The organism is Psychrobacter sp. CX5 (genome assembly GCF_057621535.2).
In genome coordinates this window covers 2,308,668-2,328,220 of the sequence record NZ_CM177735.1, presented here as the reverse complement: position 1 = coordinate 2,328,220, position 19,553 = coordinate 2,308,668, and the positions used below count along the sequence as shown (strand labels likewise).

The following is a 19,553-nucleotide window of genomic DNA, read 5'->3' as shown; positions in this document are numbered from 1 at the left end:
ATAGGTGGCATTTATCGCTTAGCTCAAGTGTAGCAGATACCCAGACGGATCATAAATAAATAGACAAATAAATGACGGGTTAAATGATGACTCACTACTGAACCCCTCAAAACCTATAAAACCGAGCCAACTGACGTTACACAATCGCTCATGAAAAACATCAACTCATTGGATTGAGTTATACTTGAAGCAAAGTTAATAAAAGTGATAAATTATTGATGTTTTTAAATATTTTGAAACGTCAGTTTGATATAGTAGCTTTTATATAGTCGCTATTAATAACCCCTAATGACAATGACTTTTAAACTGGCGTTCACCATTACTTTCTCTATTCTGATACTACCTTAAGGAAACCCTTTATGACTAACTCTATCTCAAAAGTTATGCTACCCCTATTAGCGGCACTAACAGTGTCAAGTATAGCCCTACCTGCTTTTGCTGAATATGAGTGCCATCCTCCAAAAACGAATTATCCAGAAGTTGACTGTACCAATGAAGATAAGTATTTCGTTGCTCATGATAAAGACTATAACCTGCAAGGGTTATTAAACAAGCAAGGAAAGTTAATAGTTAACCTTAAGGGCTATAACAAGGTTGACTATTGGGATATTCATGACGGTGTATTTGCGGTTATGAAGAATGATAAAGTCGGTTATATGAATACTCAAGGTAAATTGGTGGTGCCTACTATTTATGATAACTTAATGGATCCAGATAATGATAAATACAACGAGACTTGGGCAGAACCTGTTGTAAACGGGCGCATATTGGTCGCCAAAAATGGCAAAGTAGGCATTATTGATACCAAGAATAAAATTATATGGCCATTTAACAATAAATATGAAGAAGTAGAGTCCTTTTCTGAAGGGTTGGCACCTGTCATGTCCAAATCTGGCAAATGGGGCTTTATTAACCAAGACGGCCAAGAGGTCATTCCTACTCAATATGAAGGTATAGATGGTAATTTTGCTGGTGCCTATGGATTTTCTCAAGGATTAGCAGGGATGTACAATGGTAAGAAATGGGGGTATATCACCAAGACTGGAAAAGTTGCAATACCTTTTATCTATGATGAAATCCGTCCCTTTAGTGAAGATCTTGCAGGCGTACTTAAAAATGGCAACTGGGGCTTTATTGATGGCGCTAACCGAACCGTCATTCCTTTCAAATATTCTGATAAAAATGTTGAACGCTATAGTGTGAACTATATGGGCGCAAATTACTTTGTATTTATAGACGGCGTTGCAGAAGTCGCCACTATCAATAACAATACACAGTGTATTAATAAATCAGGCAAGACTGTGGCTTGTCGTTATTAAAGTATCCTAGCATGGCTGCGCTGCGTATCACCACACGTCACAACGATTGCTCATTAAAATACAGTTTTACTATATATTGCATAAATGACTAATAGTTTGTTAAATAAGGTCTGAACATTCGTAATAGACCTTAACATTTGATTTTAGGAATGCCATGATTGAGACCGACATAAAATCCCCAGTGTTTAGACCGAAAGTTATCTTCTTTGATATTGACGATACCTTAAGTCGAGACGGTATTATCGCGCCGCATAACCAAGCGACATTAGAACAGCTTGCTGCCACTGATATTAAGCTAGTTATTGCCACTGGTCGCTCAAAGTCCATCATTCCTAAAGATATTTATCAGTTACTGGACGCAGACGTCCTCGATGCTATTGTCTGTACCAATGGTCAATATAGCTTTGATAAAAAAGGCATTATCAGTCACTATCCGCTGAGCCGTGATCAATCCAGCCGAATACATGAGCTATGTATCCAAAAGGATGTAGTTCATAAGTTTGACTCTGACCGTCATCTGGCATGGGCGAATGATAACGCAGCGATACGTGCTTTTATTGCGAATAATCCAAACGCCATCATAGATCCAGACTATTACCAATCTAATGATGTCTATCAATGCTCTGTCTTTTTTAATAGTGAAACTCAAAGGCTAGAAGATGTTGACTTTGCTAAGCGGGGATTAAAGCTGGTCTATTGGCATCATGTTGGCGGAGATATTTTACCTATAGAAGCATCGAAAGCGCGCGGCGTACAAGATATGTGTGATTATCTAAATATTGATATCAAAGATGCCATGGCGATTGGTGATGGTTTTAATGATTTAGAGATGTTTGATGCGGTCGGCTTTGCTGTTGCAATGGGTGATGCTCAGCCCACTCTCAAACTAAAGGCAGATTTTATAACGGGTACTATTGAAGAGTATGGCATTCAAAGCGTGTTAGAACCCTTATTATCAAATTAAAAACAGATAAAACCCATTTTTACTGATGTCGTTTTATCTGTTTCAATCCTAAAAGCTACAGTAATACTACGGTATTATGATCGCTCAGCTAGAGACTATAATCCTGCCTTTAAGCTGGCTTCAATAAACTGATCCAGATCACCATCCAATACCGCGCCAGTATTAAAGGTCTCAACACCTGTGCGTAAGTCTTTGATGCGTGAGTCATCGAGTACATACGATCGAATCTGACTGCCCCAACCAACATCGGACTTATTGTCCTCAACCGCTTGTTGTTTCTCCATTCGCTTTTGCATCTCAAGCTCATACAGCTTAGCACGCAGCATCTTCATTGCAGTGGCTTTGTTGCCATGTTGGCTACGCTCATTCTGACACTGTACGACGATATTGGTCGGCTCATGAGTAATGCGTACCGCAGAATCGGTGGTATTGACATGTTGACCACCGGCACCGCTTGAGCGGTAAGTATCAATACGCAGATCTGCAGGATTGATATCAATGTCGATATCGTCATCAATTTCAGGCGACACAAATACCGCGGCAAACGAGGTATGACGCCCATTATTGCTATCAAAAGGTGACTTACGCACTAAACGATGAACCCCTGTTTCGGTACGCAGCCAGCCAAACGCATAATCGCCTGATACCTTAAAGGATGCCGACTTAATGCCCGCCACACTACCGGCAGAGACTTCGGTGATATCGACCTTAAAGCCATGCGCTTCACACCAGCGCGTATACATCCGCAGTAGCATTTCTGCCCAATCTTGTGCCTCAGTACCACCACTACCCGACTGAATATCGACAAAGCAGTTATTGGCATCCATCTCACCGTTGAACATACGTTTAAATTCTAGATCGTCAACTTGAGCCTGTGCCGCATTTAATTCACTTTGCACATCGGCAAGTAGACTCTCATCATCCGCCTCTACTGCCAGCTCTAGCATGGCGGCTGCATCTTCTAAGGTGGTTTCTAACCCTGTTATGGTATTAATCACGCCGTCTAACTGGCTTTTTTCTTTGCTGATTTTGGTCGCCCGCTCTGGATCATTCCAAAGATCAGGGTTCTCCATTTCAAGGTTCACTTCTTCTAGACGCTCTGACTTACCATCAAAGTCAAAGATACCTCCGCAAATCCTGCGAACGATCGGTTAAGTCTTTGATTTGTTCTTGATATTGATTAATTTCCATTGATATTCCTAAGGTTTATAAAAAGCTGTCAGGGGTTAATAAGTTTGTAAAAGATTATAAAGAGTACTTCATTCACAACTCTTAACGTAGGCTGTGGCTTTAGCCCAGCATTTTTGATTAAAGGTCTTTATTTGCTGGGCTAAAAGCACCAGCCTACCGTGAACTTAATAAGTTGATAACGGGATAACTGAGAAATACATTAAAATAAGTCTAACGCTAATACATTAGAGGTTATGACTAGATATTCTTAATTTCGCTATTTAAAGTGACTAGTTTAAAGTGACCAGTTTAAAGTGACCAGTCTTCAACCGCCCAGCGGTGCGCTAAGGCATGGGCATGAAGTACATCGTCTGGCGTGACTGCGATAGCCACATCCGCCCACTCAAGCAAGGGCAAATCATTTTTTGAGTCGGAATAAGCATACGTTTTATCATAAGTGATGCCTTGCTCTTGCTGTATATCAAGCCACTTTGTTAGATGATAGAGCTTACCGTCTTTGAAGTTTGGCTTGTCCGTTAGCTTACCGGTATAGCGGTTATTTTTGACCTCAAGTGGCGTTGCCAATACATTTGCCTGCTCGATACCGAATCGTTCAGCAATGGCACACACCACAAAGTCATTCGTCGCCGAAATGATAACCACATCATGCCCAGCCTCCAAATGATGACGCAGGGTACTGATCGCTTGGGGGCGCATATGCGGCTTGATCTCAGTTTTGATATAGTCTTCACGTAGCTCACACAGTCTGTCCATCGGTAAGCTACTTAAAAACTGCGCCACAAATTCATTGTATTCTGTCGCATCTAAGGTGCCTTCGATATACTCTTCATAAAAGCGCTGGTTCGCTGTGCGATACTCTGCCTCATCAACCAAACCGTTTTTAACAATATATTCCCCCCAAAGATAATCACTATCGACATCCAATAACGTATGATCTAAGTCAAATAAAGCCAATTCTTTTGATTGCATAAAATACCTTTTAAAAAACACTTTTATAAGTGATTAAAGTTTTAGGGTCTGTTAACCCTTAACCTGAGTGTGAAAGGGGTGCGGTTTAGCCGTGATTGCAGCGGATATACTTGGTGACGCATGAGGCAGAGGCGTGAGCTTTAGACCGTTCTCGCGGTAGCAGGAACGGGATAAAGCCACACGCATCGCCTTGTGCAAGCCAAGATAGTAGCGAAAAGCGCGATAAGCTTCAAACGGTTAGCGTGATATCTTTAAGCTTTAAAATGATTAATACGATATCCCTAATCAGGCAGCGGCATCTCTTCAAGACCTGTCTTAAACTCTTGACACTTATGGGCGTAATGTAAGGCGGACATCTTAAGCATCGCCACTTGCCCATCGCTGAGCGTTTTGACCACTTTTGCCGGCGACCCCATCACCAGTGAGTTATCTGGAATTTCTTTGCCTTCAGTGACCAATGCTTTTGCACCTATAATACAGTTTTTACCGATTTTCGCATTATTGAGTACCACGGAACCGATACCGATTAGGCTGTTTTCACCGACGCTACAGCCATGCAGCATCGCCAAATGACCAATGGTCACATAATCGCCGATAGTCACTTCGAGACCTGCATCGGTATGAATCACCACATTTTCTTGCACATTGCTAAAGTCGCCAATATTAATGCGGGCATTATCGCCTCGAATCACCGCACCAAACCAAACGCTGGCTTTATGACCGAGTGATACATCGCCGATGACTCGGGCACTATCGGCAACCCAACCTTCAAAGGGCGTCGCAAACTGAGGGGCTTTATCCAAATACTTATATATCATGTTGAAAATCCTTTTAATTGCTTTATGTCTTAATAGTTAGTTCTTAATTGCTAAGTCTTAATAGTTTCGTATTAATAGTGAAGAGTCTAATTCGGTCATTTTATTATATTGTATACTATCTTTTTATGAGCATTATCCAATCATTTGTTATAAAGTCAATTTATTGTCCGTTGTACTCGTGCTATTATCTGCTCCATCTATCAAAACAATTTTTTTACTGCCCTTTATATAGTCATTTTTTATAGTTATATTATTAACGTTTAACACATTAATAACTAAACTGCTCTAATTAAAACGGCTGAATCTTCTGGATACCCTATGCGTCATTTTTTATTCGATTTTATTTTTACTATTTTTTGTTTAATCGTCGCAGCGTGGTGGGGCTTCTCACATGGTGGCGTCCCCGGATTGGGTAAGGCGCTTGCCATTACGGTCATCTTAGCGATTATGGAAATATCGTTGTCTTTTGATAATGCGGTGGTCAATGCCTCTATTTTAAAAGGCTGGAATGACTTCTGGAAAAAGATATTTTTAACAATCGGCATTTTGGTAGCCGTCTTCGGTATGCGCTTGGTATTCCCTATCGTTATTGTAGCAGTGACCGCTAATTTAGGCTTCTTCGAGGTCATCCAACTTGCTTTAAATGAGCCCGCCCAATATGCCGAGCATCTCAACGCGCATCATGCTGAGATTTCTGCGTTTGGTGGTATGTTCTTGTTACTGGTCTTCTTAACCTTCCTGTTTGGAGATAAAGACGTTCTTTGGTTTAAATGGTTTGAGGGCAAACTGAGACGGTTTAGCAAAGTGGATGCCATGAGTACCTTTGTGGCCATAGTGGTATTGATGATCTCTTTAAGCTGGGTCGATGACGCCCATCAGTCGGTTATATTAATGGCCGGTATCTGGGGTATTTTGGTGTATTTGGGGGTCAATGTACTCTCAACCATGCTTGAGGGTAGCAACGATACGGATGACGGCGAGGTGCTAACGGATGCGAAAGGCAACATTATTACCAATACTTCGGGCGTGTCCTCAACTATATTGAAGGGCGGTATTGCAGGCTTTATTTATCTTGAAGTATTAGATGCCTCATTTAGTTTTGACGGGGTGATTGGTGCGTTTGCGATTACCAATGATGTGATCATCATCATGTTGGGCTTAGCGATTGGTGCGATGTTTGTGCGCTCTATGACGATTTTCTTGGTAGATAAAGGCACGCTGAATGAATTTGTTTACTTAGAGCATGGCGCCCATTATGCGATTGGGGCACTGGCAATTATCATGCTATTGTCCATGAAGTTTCATGTACCTGAGCTGGTAACTGGGCTTATTGGGGTGGCGTTTATTGGATTGTCATTATTTAATTCGATCCAATATCGCAAACATGAACAGGCCAATGATTAAAAGTCTATCAAAACTTAAGCCGAACCTTTTAAGTTCAAGTCTTGTTGAGCTGACAAGCCTTCATTTAGGAATGAGCCTTCTTTTAGGAACGAGCCATCTTTTAGAAAATAGTTTTTAGGAAATAGTTGATGCGATACACATATTCTTCCGCCCTACTATTATCAGGTGCTATGATGGCGGCCTGCCCTGCTTATGCCGGCAGCTCAGATATCGAAACGGCTGGCGATATCGTGATGGTTGCCATCCCTGCTGTTGCCTATGGGTCGACCTTTTATATGAACGACGAGGAAGGACGCAACCAGTTTTATAAATCTTTTGCGACCAATGCGGTGGCGACCTATGGTCTAAAAGAGCTTGTTGATAAAGAACGCCCTGATCATAGTGATAATGACTCATTTCCGTCAGGTCATACTTCTATTGCCTTTCAGAGTGCCAGCTTCATTCATAAACGCTATGGCTGGGAAGTGAGTATCCCAGCCTATATTGGTGCGACTTTTGTTGGCTATAGCCGAGTAGAGGCAGACAAGCATCATACTTCTGACGTACTGGCTGGTGCAGCGCTAGGCGTAGCTAGTAGTCTTTTTTTTACCAAAAGCTATGACAATGATAACCTACACATCAGCGCCAATCTCGCACCTGAATCATACCAGTTAGCCGTACACTATCAATTTTAGCGCTTAAATTTTAAATTTAGCGTTAAATTCTAATTTTAGAGTATAACTTTTAGTTTTAGCGCTCAGCTTTTAGTTTATGACGTCAGTCTTAAATCTTTTTGATGGCTAGGATTTATTCTTTAAATAACTAATTGAATAATTAATGTAGCCATTTAGGGTCAGTTTTTGTATAATATGCAAAATCTGTACCTAAGCGAGTAGACATGACACAGTTTGCAACACTCACTAATAACGTTACCTTTAGTGATATTGTTGTTTTCTGTTATTGGTCTACTCGCTTTTTTGTGACTAAATTTTGTTAGCCTCACAGTCTTGACACAATTTTTAATAGTCAAGTCGAATCGTTAAATCGAGTAATTTTATCAGCAGTTAATTGCATGAATTCAATAGTGGCACAGAACCCTATACATAACTATATATCGAAGCTAAATAATCACTAGCAGTTTTAGCAAAATCAGGTCATGACAAACACGAATTATAAAGGTGAGAATATGGGCGCACATCAAGACACAGCAAACACAACCTCAACTGACGTTGAAGCCGTTTTAGCGTTAGCAAATGGTAATATTTTTCGTGGCATCTCAATCGGTGCCTCAGGCAATCGAGTTGGAGAAGTCGTCTTTAATACCTCAATGACCGGCTATCAAGAAATACTCACCGATCCTAGTTATGCCAAGCAAATCGTCACCCTCACCTACCCGCATATTGGCAATACAGGGACCAATAACGAAGATGCAGAATCTGGTGATATTTATCAAAAACATCAAATCTGGGCGGAAGGTTTGATTATTCGTGATGCGACCCTGACCACCTCAAACTTTCGAAATAGTGAAAGCTTAACCGATTATCTTATTCGTCAAGAAACCGTTGCCATTGCAGAAATTGATACCCGCAAGCTGACCCGAATCCTACGCGATAAAGGCTCTCAAAATGGCTGTATCCTGACTGCCAGTAATGGTGAATCCTTGACCGATGATGATATCAATAAAGCACTTGAGCTTGCAAAAGGCTTTGCAGGTCTAAAAGGGATGGATCTGGCAAAAGAGTGTTGCAACCAACAAGGCTTTGAATGGACTGAAGGCACTTGGGAGCTTGCAGACCGTGGAGTGCATGGCGTTACTGAAACGCAAACCGGTGGTTATTATAAAAAGCTTGGCGAACATATTGATCATAAGTTCGATGTGGTGGCATATGACTTCGGTACTAAGACCAATATCTTACGTATGTTGGTAGACACGGGTTGTAAAGTTAAGGTCGTGCCTGCCACTACCCCGATTGCCGATGTACTGGCGATGAACCCAGATGGTATTTTTTTATCTAATGGCCCTGGTGACCCAGCAGCATGTGGTTATGCCATCGATGCGGTGCGTCATATTATTGAAGAGACGGATATTCCAACCTTTGGTATTTGCTTAGGTCATCAGTTGGTTGGTCTTGCCAGCGGTGCGCAAACCATGAAAATGAAAACCGGTCACCACGGTGCCAACCACCCTGTGCAGGACTTACAGAGCAAGCACGTAATGATTACCAGTCAGAACCACGGCTTTGCAGTCGATGAGTCGACGCTTCCTGATAACGTCAAACCAACTCATCGCTCTTTGTTTGATGGTACTAATCAGGGGATTGAGCTGACCAATAAGCCCGTATTTAGCTTCCAAGGTCACCCAGAAGCCAGTCCTGGACCTCATGATGCTGCCGAGTTGTTTAAGAAGTTTGCAGACATGATGGCAACGGCTAAGCAAGTTTAATCAAGCATATTTATTTGCTAAAGCTAAAGTTGTACCCATACATACCAGCAGAATTAAATAAGCAGAATTAAATAAGCAGAATTAAATAAATAGAAGAGAGACTTATGCCAAAACGTACCGACATCAAAAGCATCCTAATCATCGGCGCAGGTCCCATCGTCATTGGGCAGGCGTGTGAGTTCGATTACTCAGGCGCTCAAGCGTGTAAAGCATTGCGGGAAGAAGGCTACCGAGTGGTCTTGGTTAACTCCAACCCTGCCACTATCATGACCGATCCTGTGATGGCAGATGCCACATATATAGAGCCCATTACTTGGCAAACCGTCGAACAAATTATCGATAAAGAACGTCCAGACGCCATTTTGCCAACCATGGGTGGTCAAACGGCATTGAACTGCGCCTTAGACCTTGACAAACATGGGGTGTTAGAGAAATACAATGTTGAATTAATCGGGGCTACCAAAGACGCCATTGAGATGGCAGAAGACCGCGACCTATTTGACCAAGCGATGAAACGTATTGGTCTTGAGTGTCCGCGAGCTGAGATTGCCGAGACTATGGATCAAGCTTTTGAGATTCAAGCAAGCTTAGGCTTCCCCTGTATTATCCGTCCCTCGTTTACCATGGGTGGCTCTGGCGGCGGTATCGCCTACAATCGGGATGAGTTTATCGAAATTTGTGAGCGCGGTTTTGACCTATCCCCTACTCACCAGTTATTGATTGATGAATCGCTGATTGGTTGGAAAGAGTATGAAATGGAGGTGGTACGCGACAAAAATGACAACTGTATCATTATTTGTGCCATCGAAAACGTAGATCCGATGGGCGTACATACAGGAGATTCTATCACCGTTGCCCCGGCGCAAACACTTACTGATAAAGAATATCAGATCATGCGTAACGCCTCTTTAGCGGTATTACGTGAGATCGGTGTCGAAACGGGCGGTTCTAACGTTCAGTTTGGGGTCAATCCGCAAACCGGTCGTATGGTTGTGATTGAGATGAACCCTCGGGTATCACGCTCCTCTGCGCTTGCTTCTAAAGCGACTGGTTTCCCAATTGCAAAAATCGCTGCAAAACTTGCAGTAGGCTATACCCTTGATGAGCTTAATAATGATATTACTGGTGGCAAAACGCCAGCAAGCTTTGAGCCATCTATTGATTATGTAGTGACTAAGATACCTCGGTTTAATTTCGAGAAGTTCCCTCAGGCAGAAAATATCTTATCCACTCAGATGAAATCTGTGGGTGAAGTCATGGCTATCGGCCGTAACTTCCAAGAGTCTATGCACAAAGCATTGCGCGGCTTAGAGACTGGTGCTGACGGCTTTGATGAGCAAATCGATTTCGCAGCGTTAAAAGCTGGTAAGATCAGTGAAGATAAAGTCAAAGCTGAGATTAAACAGCGTCTGACGGTACCGACACCTGAGCGTATCTTCTATTTAGCAGACGCTTTCCGTTTGGGTATGAGTGTTGATGACGTCTTTAAATTTACCAATATCGACCCCTGGTTCTTGGTACAGATAGAAGATATCGTCAACACTGAAAAACAAGTAAAACTTTTAGGATTTGGTGGATTGACTGCGAAAAACTTACGTCAGTTTAAACGTAAAGGATTATCAGATCTTCGTTTGGCTAAATTACTTGGCGTATCACAAAAACAGCTGCGTAAAAAACGTTGGGACCTTGACGTTTTCCCTGTGTATAAACGAGTAGATACTTGTGCGGCTGAATTTGCAACCTCTACCGCTTATATGTATTCAACCTATGATGACGAGTGTGAAGCTAATCCTACTGATAACAAAAAAATCATGGTTATCGGCGGTGGTCCAAACCGTATTGGTCAAGGTATTGAGTTTGATTACTGCTGTGTACATGCAGCTCTTGCCATGCGTGAAGATGGATATGAGACCATCATGGTCAACTGTAACCCTGAAACGGTATCGACAGATTATGACACCTCAGATCGCTTATATTTCGAATCTATCACGTTAGAGGATGTACTAGAAATCGTCCGTATCGAAAAGCCAGACGGTGTTATCGTGCAGTTTGGCGGTCAAACACCGCTGAAGCTTGCGCGTAGCTTAGAAGCTGCCGGCGTCAACATCATTGGTACCTCTCCTGACGCTATCGACCGTGCAGAAGACCGTGAGCGCTTCCAGCATATGATTCAACAGCTTAACCTTATCCAGCCACCAAATGCCCTTGCCACAAGTATGGAAGATGGACTGGTGAAAGCTAAAGATGTCGGCTATCCTTTGGTCGTCCGTCCCTCGTATGTACTAGGTGGCCGTGCGATGGAAATCGTCTATAATGAGGATGAGCTTAAGCACTATCTGCGTACCGCTGTCCAAGCGTCGAATGAAGCACCTGTATTGTTAGACCGCTTCTTAGATGACGCTATTGAGGTCGATGTTGACTGTGTTAGCGATGGTAATGAAGTGGTTATCGGCGGTATCATGCAGCACATTGAGCAAGCTGGTGTGCACTCTGGTGACTCAGCCTGCTCACTACCCCCCTATTCACTGTCTCAAGAGATTTGTGATGAAATGCGGGTTCAGACTATTGCTATGGCTAAAGAGCTTGGCGTGGTCGGTCTGATGAACGTACAGTTTGCAGTGAAGGATGGCACGGTTTATATTCTAGAAGTGAACCCTCGTGCAGCGCGTACAGTACCTTTTGTCTCTAAATGTATCGGTACATCATTGGCGCAAGTGGCAGCACGTTGTATGGCAGGCACATCGTTACAAGACCAGAAATTTACCAAAGAAATTAAGCCAGCCTTCTTTGCGGTTAAAGAATCGGTATTCCCCTTTGCTAAGTTCCCAGGAGTTGACCCAATCTTAAGCCCTGAAATGAAATCAACAGGTGAGGTTATGGGCGTCGGTAAGACCTTTGGGGAGGCCTTCTACAAAGGTATTATCGCCACCAATGAGCGTCTGCCCGGATTGCCAAAAGAAGGCGAGACTAAAACGGCCTTTGTCTCTGTGCGCGACAGTGACAAACCAAACTTAGTGCCTATCGCTCAACAGCTTCTTGATTATGGATTTAAGCTGGTCGCGACGGCTGGGACACAACAGTATCTTAGCGAACAAGCTATTGAGTGTACTCGAGTCAACAAAGTGACAGAGGGTCGTCCTCATATTGTTGATGCCTTGAAAAATGGCGAAATTGACCTTATTATTAATACAACTGAAGGCAAACAGGCGCAAGAAGACTCATTTTCCATTCGCCGAAATGCCTTACAAAGTAAAGTATTCTATGTGACGACACTTGGTGCGGCCAATGCGATATGTAAATCATACGCTATTGACTTACCCTTTGAGGTTTATAAACTACAGACCTTACATGCTCAAGCCGAACTTGCTAGATAGGAATATCCTTTCATTTAGAGTAAGCTTAAATACTTAGAGTTGTCTAAAAGAGTTAGTGCTCATAATAGCTATGTGATCTAAAGTATAAGGTATTTTTAATCATTCAAGGTTAGCGTTCATAGGATTTAAAACTCTGAACGCTAACTTATATCATTTGCTTTTTACTTTGATTTTAGATATTGTGAACATTAACTAAGTGTTTAATATGTCGGTCATTCTGATGAAACCGTACTTTTTTAAAGTCTTAAATAGTTTTGATTGGCTTTTATTATTTACATAGCCTCTTTTATATTTCATTAGCCAATTTATTTATATATTTAATCGGCTGAATTTAGTTAAAGTCAAAAGTAAAGCCAATAGTCTATTATATTTTATATTGCTAATCGACGATTTCGGTTAGCAATTTTTATTATAAGCAGGTTTTGTAAGTATTTTATTTGTTTAAGTTTTTATATAGTCATAGGTAACTAAATGAGATACAAGCCAACCGAGCGCAAGTACTACTCTAGTAGGCTTAGAGAGGTTGACGCTGTCGCTCTTTAGTTTGCCTACGACTATAGTGGTTAGTTTTAGTACACTATCTTTAGTACGATAGTCATCACTTTCTATATTCTTTATTTTTAATTCACATAGGACCCAGATGAAGGGTGCTGTGGGATTTTTTTACTTATTAATTTTGTTCATCTATATGTATATGAGGAAGATGATATGCAACGTTACCCTATGACACCTCAAGGTCATGCTGCGTTAGAAGCAGAGCTTAAACAACTTAAAACGGTTGATCGTCCCCGTATTACCGCCTCTATTGCAGAAGCTCGTGAACATGGCGATTTAAAAGAAAACGCTGAATATCATGCTGCTCGTGAGCAACAAGGATTTTGTGAAGCTCGTATTCGTGATATAGAAGCTAAGTTATCCGCCGCCCAAGTTATCGACCCTTCTACACTACCTCGTGAAGGTCGAGTTGTCTTCGGTGTGACTGTGGTGATTGAGAACTTAGATACTGAAGAAGAGAAACGCTATCAGATAGTCGGGGATGATGAAGCGGATTTTAAAAATAACAAAATCTCAGTTAACTCACCTATAGCTCGCGGCTTGATCGGCAAGTCTGAGGGTGATGAAGCCCGTATTCAAACGCCAAGCGGTGTCGTTGAGTTTGAAATTGTCGAAGTCATTTATGATTAATCTTATAAATATCGAAAATTTTGAACTAATTTAAAAATAAGGTATTTTTAACTTTTAATACCTGTTTCAATTACCTAGAGTTCAATATTTTTATAGCCTGAAGCGGTATTTTTAAGTTATTAGTAAAGAGGGGCTGAACTCTAGCGTCACTTGCAATATTAGTGCCATTGATGTTAAGTTACAAAAACACAACACTGACACATTTCTTTGTGACACTTGTTGTGTATCTTTAGCACTCAAGGTTTTACAGTCAGTATTAATAATCTCTGTAATCTTTTATTCAATTAGTTTTAATCTTTAATTTATTTTTCAATTAAAGGTATATTTTAATAGTAAATGCATAATCTTTTGAGTTCTATGACATTAGATAAATGCTTACGAGGCAATTATGAAGAAATTCACATCAGCTTTATGTGCGCTAGCATGCATAGTAGGAGCGAGTAATTTAGCTCTTGCTACTGAAACTAAGCAAACTATCAGCGTTAAAAGCCCAAGCGATATCGACAGTGTACTCAATGAGTTAGCACGCAAACAAAACCAACCGACTTCTTTACTTCAAACATCTTTTGAACCTACTTCACTTGCTACCAATAGTGCTTTGATTAAATCAAACGCTAGCATGGTAACGACAGATGATGAAGATGTGCTTTCACATCTTACTTTAGTGGCTTCAAACTCGGTCAATAATTTCAAACAAAGTGGTCGTGCTTCTTGGTATGGCGGCAAATTTCATGGCAGAAAAACTGCCAGTGGTGAACGTTTTGATATGCATTCCATGACTGCTGCACATCGCTCTTTACCTTTTAATACTTATTTAAAAGTAACCAATAAGTCTAATGGTAAAAGCGTTGTGGTTAAAGTAAATGATCGTGGTCCATTCCATGGTAACCGTGTTCTTGACTTATCTTACGGTGCTGCCAAAAAGATTGGTCTAGTTAGCCGCGGTATTACGAATGTTACGATTGAGAAAGTGGGTTCGCCATAGTTATTATTAATGGTATCTTTGGCAATTAGTCATATAAAGACAACCTACTCTAAATCTACATTAAAATAAAATAATACACCCTTCTCTGTTTTATAAAGAGTATGGATAAAAAAAGATCTGCATTGCAGGTCTTTTTTTTTGTCTTAATGTTAGGCACTTACATTCTAATTTCGTTTTTATAGTCTGCGAACTAAACGACTAAACGGTTACAGTGTTAACCTCGTTAAGCCTACTGTAGTAATACTTGCACTCGGTTGCGTTGAAAGTATTTTAAACTTCTTTGACTGTATATTCATCAATTAGTCGTTTCTTAGTTTTATAAAACGTAACCCCTTAATTTTCACTTAAATGACATTATAAGTAACTATACTTCGGTAACTTATTAATAATAAATAATTTTTTCTTAGCTATCGCATTATTTAAGATTTTATGAGAAACTTATAAAAATGCTGTTGACAGTATATTTTATCAATTAACAAACAAATGTCTTATTTTAATGTAAGATAGGTTTTATTTAACATGATATTAAGCGTATTCTTTGAGATAGACATGGGTCTGTAAATTAAAAGTTATTAAATAGCGCAGTCCGTCACTAACATGTGTTTAGCGAGACAATAAAACTATGAACTCTATTGATAGTAACCACCGATGTTTACCAATGTATCCAAAGGCTAAGAATGCTGATTCGATGACATTGTATTTAGTTACTGGTCATAATATGTGTCAAGGAAAAGGACTTATCGATACTGTGTGCGATGCCATAGAGGGCGGGGTGAGCTTCGTACAATTGCGGGACAAGATATCTGATGATGACACCTTGTATAAGGTAGCCTGTGAGCTCAAAGAAGCCATTGATGGCCGTGTACCATTGATCATGAATGATAAAGTTCATATCGCTAAAAAAGCCAAACTCGATGGCGCACATATCGGTCAGAGTGATCTGAACGTCATTGAAGCACGAGAGATTTTAGGGCCAGAGGCATGGTTAGGCCTGTCCATAAATACAATAGATAAATTGCAGTATGCTCATACTCACTACCTAGATCTGCTAGATTATTTTGGAGTTGGTCCAATTTTTGCTACAAATACCAAGAGTGATCACGCAGCACCTATTGGCATAGAGGGATTACGTCATCTGGTAGAGGTCAGTCAATTACCTACAGTCGCTATCGGGGGTATTAATCTTGATAACGCTCAAGCAGTTTACGGAACAGGATGCAACGGCATTGCGGTGGTGTCAGCGATATGTGCTGCCAATAGTCCTAAAGACGCCTCAAAACGATTAATTTCTGCGCTAACGCCTAACCTTTAATTCATTTATATATTCTATAAACTTCAAACAGTAATAAATAAGTGTAAGAGTTGCCAAACACAATGTCATTGTTATTAATCTTCATAATAAATAAGACGATGATATAAATTATGTTGGTTTTTTTTGGTAAGACTTAAATAAGGAGAAATAAAATGATAACAAATATTCTCACTATAGCCGGCACAGATTGCACAGGCGGCGCAGGTATTCAAGCCGACATAAAAACCATCAGCGCTAATGGCAGTTATGCCCTGAGTATTATTACCTCAGTTGTCGCCCAAAACACCCAAGGTGTTCAGCAAGTTGAAATCATGCCGATTGATTTAATACGCGCACAAATCGATTCCGTGTTCAGTGATGTTAAGATTGATGCAGTCAAAATTGGTATGCTGGGTACAGCGGACGTGATTCAATGTGTCGCAGAAGCTATCGATAAGTACCAACCCAATAAGGTTGTCTTAGATCCAGTGATGGTGGCAAAAAGCGGTGACAGACTTTTAGATAGAGAGGCTATAACAGCGTTACGCGATATCCTAATCCCTAAAGTCGGTCTGATCACACCCAACTTACCGGAAGCAGCTGATTTACTTAGTGAAACCGAAGCCATTACTAGAGAAGATATGATTCACCAAGCTAAACTTTTGGTAGTACCAACCTTTTTAAAAGGAGGACATTTACAGCAGGATGAGTCGCCTGACTTACTGCGCATTGATGACAGTTATCAATGGTTTGAAGGCAAACGTATCAAGACTAAAAATAGCCATGGTACTGGGTGTACACTATCTGCCGCTATTGCCACTTATTGGGGTCAAGGTGATAGTCTTGATAAAGCCTGCTGCAAAGCAAAAGAGTACTTGACCGGTGCCTTAAGCCATGCCGATGATTTGCATGTGGGTAAAGGACATGGTCCTGTGCACCACTTCTATAAATATTACTAAACGGCAACGTTTTTAAATTAGCTTAATCAAATGACATGAGTAATAAAATTTTAACTTTTAACACCACATCTAAATAGTTACTTTTAAATAGCTGCTTTTCAAGACTAAAGCTCAAAAGCTCTGTCAATGGCATCATCTAGACGATCTGCGGTAATAACGTTTATGCCCTTAAATTGTCCCATCAGACTTTTCGGGGCATTGGCTTTAGGTACGATAGCATGTGTAAAACCATGCTTCATCGCCTCTTTCAATCGCTCCTGTCCATTAGGAACTGGTCTAATCTCTCCAGACAATCCTACTTCTCCAAATACAGCCAATGAGGATGGAAGGGGCTTCTCTTTGATACTTGAGGCACACGCTAACAATACAGCCAAATCAGAACCGGTTTCCATCACTTTTACACCCCCAACCACATTGACATACACATCCTGACCACTGGTATGAATGCCCCCATGACGGTGCATGACAGCGAGTAGCATTGCCAATCGCTGCTGATCTAACCCTAACGCCATACGTCTTGGCTGACCGGTAGAGTCATCTACTAAAGCCTGTACCTCAACCAGTAAAGGCCTTGTACCCTCACGACTGACCATAACCACAGAACCTGATATCGGCTTGTCATAACGACTTAAAAATATGGCCGAAGGATTGGCGACTTCTTTTAAGCCTGTATCCGTCATACCAAAAATGCCTAGTTCATTCACTGCTCCAAAGCGGTTTTTAACCGCCCGAATCATGCGAAATCTTGAGTCGGACTGACCTTCAAAGTATAAAACAGTATCTACCATATGCTCCAATACACGAGGTCCTGCCAAAGTGCCCTCTTTAGTCACATGACCCACTAAAAATAAAGCGGTGCCGGTTTGTTTGGCATAACGCGTCAACATCGCAGCCGACTCACGGATTTGGCTTACCCCACCAGGCGCAGAATTAATCGCATCCGTATATATCGTTTGAATAGAGTCAATAATGGCAACAGCGGGCTGTTCTTGAGTCAATGCAGAACATATGGTCTCAACATTAGTCTCAGTCATTACTTTTAGATAATCACTTGATAAGCCCAAACGCTGTGCTCGCATTGCCACTTGTGACAACGACTCTTCTCCCGTAACGTACAATGCACTACCTGATAAAGATTCTGGTTCCGCCATATTTGCGGCAGTTTGCAATAGAATAGTTGACTTGCCTATACCGGGATCACCACCGATCAGTACTACCGAGCCTGCGACCAATCCGCCGCCTAATACCCGATCAAATTCGCTAATACCTGTTGGTAATCGGGTATCAAATGTCACATTCACAGAGCCTAAAGACACTACCCCACTTTGTGATCCTGAATAATTAAGCCGATCTGAGCTACCTCCTCCTCCGCCCTTATTAGCACTCGTACCACCCACCGCAGCGCGAGATGAAGATACGGGTGACTTATTTGATGTCTTATGATGCGGTAAACTGACATTTGGCGCTTCTACTAGGGTATTCCATTCGCCACAATCCGAACATTGTCCAGACCATTTACCAAAGTATGCCCCGCAGTTTTGGCAAACGTAACTGGTTTTAGATTTTGACATAAATGGCGCCCCTGTTTAGACAGTTGATCAATAATACGAACGAATGGATAATTATAGTGCTGCTCTTAGTCGTTAAAGCTTACGGTAGTGGTCAAAGCTTACAGCGTTAATTTCGCTTCGCTCCAGCACAGGTAACATATTCTGCATAAACATTTGACTATAACAGTTGACAATATTTGAGGTGACTGGCTATTAATCTATTAATAGTAAGAGTAGTGTGAAAGTTAGGGGCTTAGGAGTCAATAGTTAGGAAAAATGCAATTGCGGTATCGCAGCGCTTGAAAACAAAAAGAAATAGCTAACCCATTTTAAAGTCGGCTAGCTATTTAGTCGGTATATCACTTAAAAAATACAATAGTAAGAATTGAGGACACACCCTAACACAATGCTTGGAAATCTCTACCTAAATAAACCTCTTGTACCAATTCATTATTCAAAATTTCTTCAGAAGTCCCATGAGCAATGATCGATCCCTCACTGACAATATAAGCATGCTCACAAATTGCTAACGTTTCTCGCACGTTGTGATCAGTTATCAATACCCCTATACCGCGATATTTTAGAGCAATAATCACGTCTTTAATATCACTCACCGAGATAGGGTCTACCCCTGCGAATGGCTCATCGAGCAAAATAAATTTTGGATTAGCCGCCAATGCACGTGCAATCTCACAGCGGCGACGCTCACCACCTGATACACTCATACCCAAAGAGTGTCTCACATGACTTAAGCTAAAGTCAGATATCAACTTTTCAAGCTCTTGTTGTTGAGCCGCTTTATTTAAATCACTACGGGTTTGCAATATCGCTAGGATATTATCCTCAACCGTTAATTTACGGAAAATGGAGGCTTCTTGTGGTAGATATCCAATACCGGCACGCGCGCGTTCATGCATCGCATATTTTGATAAATCTTGGCCGCCAAGTCTTACCACGCCTTTATCCATATTAACCAAACCCACGACCATATAAAAGCTGGTTGTTTTACCGGCGCCATTAGGACCTAACAGCCCTACCACTTGACCTGGTTCAACGCTAAACGACACGTCTTTTACAACCCATCGCTTACCATAGCGTTTGGCGAGATTTCGCATCGTCAAG

15 protein-coding genes are annotated in these 19,553 nt (G+C 41.3%); 10 read left to right on the top strand and 5 right to left on the bottom strand.

The features are described from left to right. Positions 1-359: 359 nt before the first annotated feature. Both AC21OG_RS09005 and AC21OG_RS09000 read left to right on the top strand, forming a co-directional pair. Positions 360-1,319: a WG repeat-containing protein gene (locus tag AC21OG_RS09005; protein WP_487377883.1), complete on the top strand. Its 960-nt coding sequence runs from the start codon at positions 360-362 to the stop codon at positions 1,317-1,319. 154 nt (positions 1,320-1,473) lie between these two features. Further along, positions 1,474-2,283, top strand: coding sequence for a Cof-type HAD-IIB family hydrolase (locus tag AC21OG_RS09000; RefSeq protein ID WP_487377884.1), 810 nt, complete (start codon positions 1,474-1,476; stop codon positions 2,281-2,283). A gap of 95 nt (positions 2,284-2,378) precedes the next feature. On the opposite strand, the gene prfB is transcribed toward AC21OG_RS09000, so the two are convergent. From prfB to AC21OG_RS08985, 3 genes are all read right to left on the bottom strand, one after another. Next, positions 2,379-3,474 (bottom strand): peptide chain release factor 2 gene (gene prfB / locus AC21OG_RS08995; RefSeq protein WP_487377885.1). Its coding sequence is split into 2 segments (ribosomal slippage): positions 2,379-3,401 and positions 3,403-3,474, totalling 1,095 coding nucleotides; the frame shifts between segments, so codons are not numbered across the junction. Between the two features lie 288 nt (positions 3,475-3,762). Further along, positions 3,763-4,443: an HAD family hydrolase gene (locus AC21OG_RS08990; RefSeq protein ID WP_487377886.1), complete on the bottom strand. Its 681-nt coding sequence runs from the start codon at positions 4,441-4,443 to the stop codon at positions 3,763-3,765. Between the two features lie 281 nt (positions 4,444-4,724). Then, entirely contained in the window at positions 4,725-5,261 is a 537-nt protein-coding gene (locus AC21OG_RS08985) for a gamma carbonic anhydrase family protein (RefSeq protein ID WP_487377887.1), read from the bottom strand. Between the two features lie 318 nt (positions 5,262-5,579). On the opposite strand from AC21OG_RS08985, the gene AC21OG_RS08980 reads away from it, so the two are divergent. The 8 genes from AC21OG_RS08980 (at position 5,580) to thiD (ending at position 16,881) form a co-directional block, all read left to right on the top strand. Next, positions 5,580-6,665 carry a DUF475 domain-containing protein gene (locus AC21OG_RS08980; RefSeq protein WP_487377888.1) on the top strand — a complete coding sequence of 362 codons (1,086 nt, stop codon included), beginning with the start codon at positions 5,580-5,582 and terminating at the stop codon, positions 6,663-6,665. Between the two features lie 128 nt (positions 6,666-6,793). Next, on the top strand, positions 6,794-7,339 hold the full coding sequence (locus AC21OG_RS08975) for a phosphatase PAP2 family protein (RefSeq protein WP_487377889.1): 546 nt from the start codon (positions 6,794-6,796) through the stop codon (positions 7,337-7,339). Between the two features lie 491 nt (positions 7,340-7,830). Continuing rightward, on the top strand, positions 7,831-9,087 hold the full coding sequence (carA, locus tag AC21OG_RS08970) for a glutamine-hydrolyzing carbamoyl-phosphate synthase small subunit (protein ID WP_487377937.1): 1,257 nt from the start codon (positions 7,831-7,833) through the stop codon (positions 9,085-9,087). Positions 9,088-9,191: 104 nt separating this feature from the next. Beyond that, entirely contained in the window at positions 9,192-12,461 is a 3,270-nt protein-coding gene (gene carB, locus AC21OG_RS08965; protein ID WP_487377890.1) for a carbamoyl-phosphate synthase large subunit, read from the top strand. Between the two features lie 708 nt (positions 12,462-13,169). Next, positions 13,170-13,646, top strand: coding sequence for a transcription elongation factor GreA (gene greA, locus AC21OG_RS08960; protein WP_486546752.1), 477 nt, complete (start codon positions 13,170-13,172; stop codon positions 13,644-13,646). Positions 13,647-14,034: 388 nt separating this feature from the next. Further along, on the top strand, positions 14,035-14,631 hold the full coding sequence (locus AC21OG_RS08955) for a septal ring lytic transglycosylase RlpA family protein (RefSeq protein ID WP_487377891.1): 597 nt from the start codon (positions 14,035-14,037) through the stop codon (positions 14,629-14,631). 622 nt (positions 14,632-15,253) lie between these two features. Then, positions 15,254-15,943: a thiamine phosphate synthase gene (thiE, locus tag AC21OG_RS08950; RefSeq protein ID WP_487377892.1), complete on the top strand. Its 690-nt coding sequence runs from the start codon at positions 15,254-15,256 to the stop codon at positions 15,941-15,943. 152 nt (positions 15,944-16,095) lie between these two features. After that, a complete protein-coding gene (gene thiD, locus AC21OG_RS08945) occupies positions 16,096-16,881 on the top strand; it encodes a bifunctional hydroxymethylpyrimidine kinase/phosphomethylpyrimidine kinase (protein WP_486546755.1) in 786 nt (261 codons plus the stop codon). 104 nt (positions 16,882-16,985) lie between these two features. Here the strand turns inward: thiD and radA are convergent, their stop codons facing one another. Both radA and lptB read right to left on the bottom strand, forming a co-directional pair. After that, on the bottom strand, positions 16,986-18,452 hold the full coding sequence (gene radA, locus AC21OG_RS08940) for a DNA repair protein RadA (RefSeq protein ID WP_486546756.1): 1,467 nt from the start codon (positions 18,450-18,452) through the stop codon (positions 16,986-16,988). Between the two features lie 377 nt (positions 18,453-18,829). After that, positions 18,830-19,546, bottom strand: a complete 717-nt coding sequence (lptB, locus tag AC21OG_RS08935) for an LPS export ABC transporter ATP-binding protein (RefSeq protein WP_487377938.1) — start codon at positions 19,544-19,546, stop codon at positions 18,830-18,832. Positions 19,547-19,553: the final 7 nt, after the last annotated feature.

Excerpts from the sequence above, each read along its gene's own strand:
- AC21OG_RS09005 (WP_487377883.1), top strand. The coding sequence starts at position 360 with ATGACTAACTCTATCTCAAAAGTTATGCTACCCCTATTAGCGGCACTA.
- AC21OG_RS09000 (WP_487377884.1), top strand. The coding sequence starts at position 1,474 with ATGATTGAGACCGACATAAAATCCCCAGTGTTTAGACCGAAAGTTATC.
- AC21OG_RS08990 (WP_487377886.1), bottom strand. The coding sequence starts at position 4,443 with ATGCAATCAAAAGAATTGGCTTTATTTGACTTAGATCATACGTTATTG.
- AC21OG_RS08985 (WP_487377887.1), bottom strand. The coding sequence starts at position 5,261 with ATGATATATAAGTATTTGGATAAAGCCCCTCAGTTTGCGACGCCCTTT.
- AC21OG_RS08980 (WP_487377888.1), top strand. The coding sequence starts at position 5,580 with ATGCGTCATTTTTTATTCGATTTTATTTTTACTATTTTTTGTTTAATC.
- AC21OG_RS08975 (WP_487377889.1), top strand. The coding sequence starts at position 6,794 with ATGCGATACACATATTCTTCCGCCCTACTATTATCAGGTGCTATGATG.
- carA (WP_487377937.1), top strand. The coding sequence starts at position 7,831 with ATGGGCGCACATCAAGACACAGCAAACACAACCTCAACTGACGTTGAA.
- carB (WP_487377890.1), top strand. The coding sequence starts at position 9,192 with ATGCCAAAACGTACCGACATCAAAAGCATCCTAATCATCGGCGCAGGT.
- greA (WP_486546752.1), top strand. The coding sequence starts at position 13,170 with ATGCAACGTTACCCTATGACACCTCAAGGTCATGCTGCGTTAGAAGCA.
- AC21OG_RS08955 (WP_487377891.1), top strand. The coding sequence starts at position 14,035 with ATGAAGAAATTCACATCAGCTTTATGTGCGCTAGCATGCATAGTAGGA.
- thiE (WP_487377892.1), top strand. The coding sequence starts at position 15,254 with ATGAACTCTATTGATAGTAACCACCGATGTTTACCAATGTATCCAAAG.
- thiD (WP_486546755.1), top strand. The coding sequence starts at position 16,096 with ATGATAACAAATATTCTCACTATAGCCGGCACAGATTGCACAGGCGGC.
- radA (WP_486546756.1), bottom strand. The coding sequence starts at position 18,452 with ATGTCAAAATCTAAAACCAGTTACGTTTGCCAAAACTGCGGGGCATAC.
- lptB (WP_487377938.1), bottom strand. The coding sequence starts at position 19,546 with ATGCGAAATCTCGCCAAACGCTATGGTAAGCGATGGGTTGTAAAAGAC.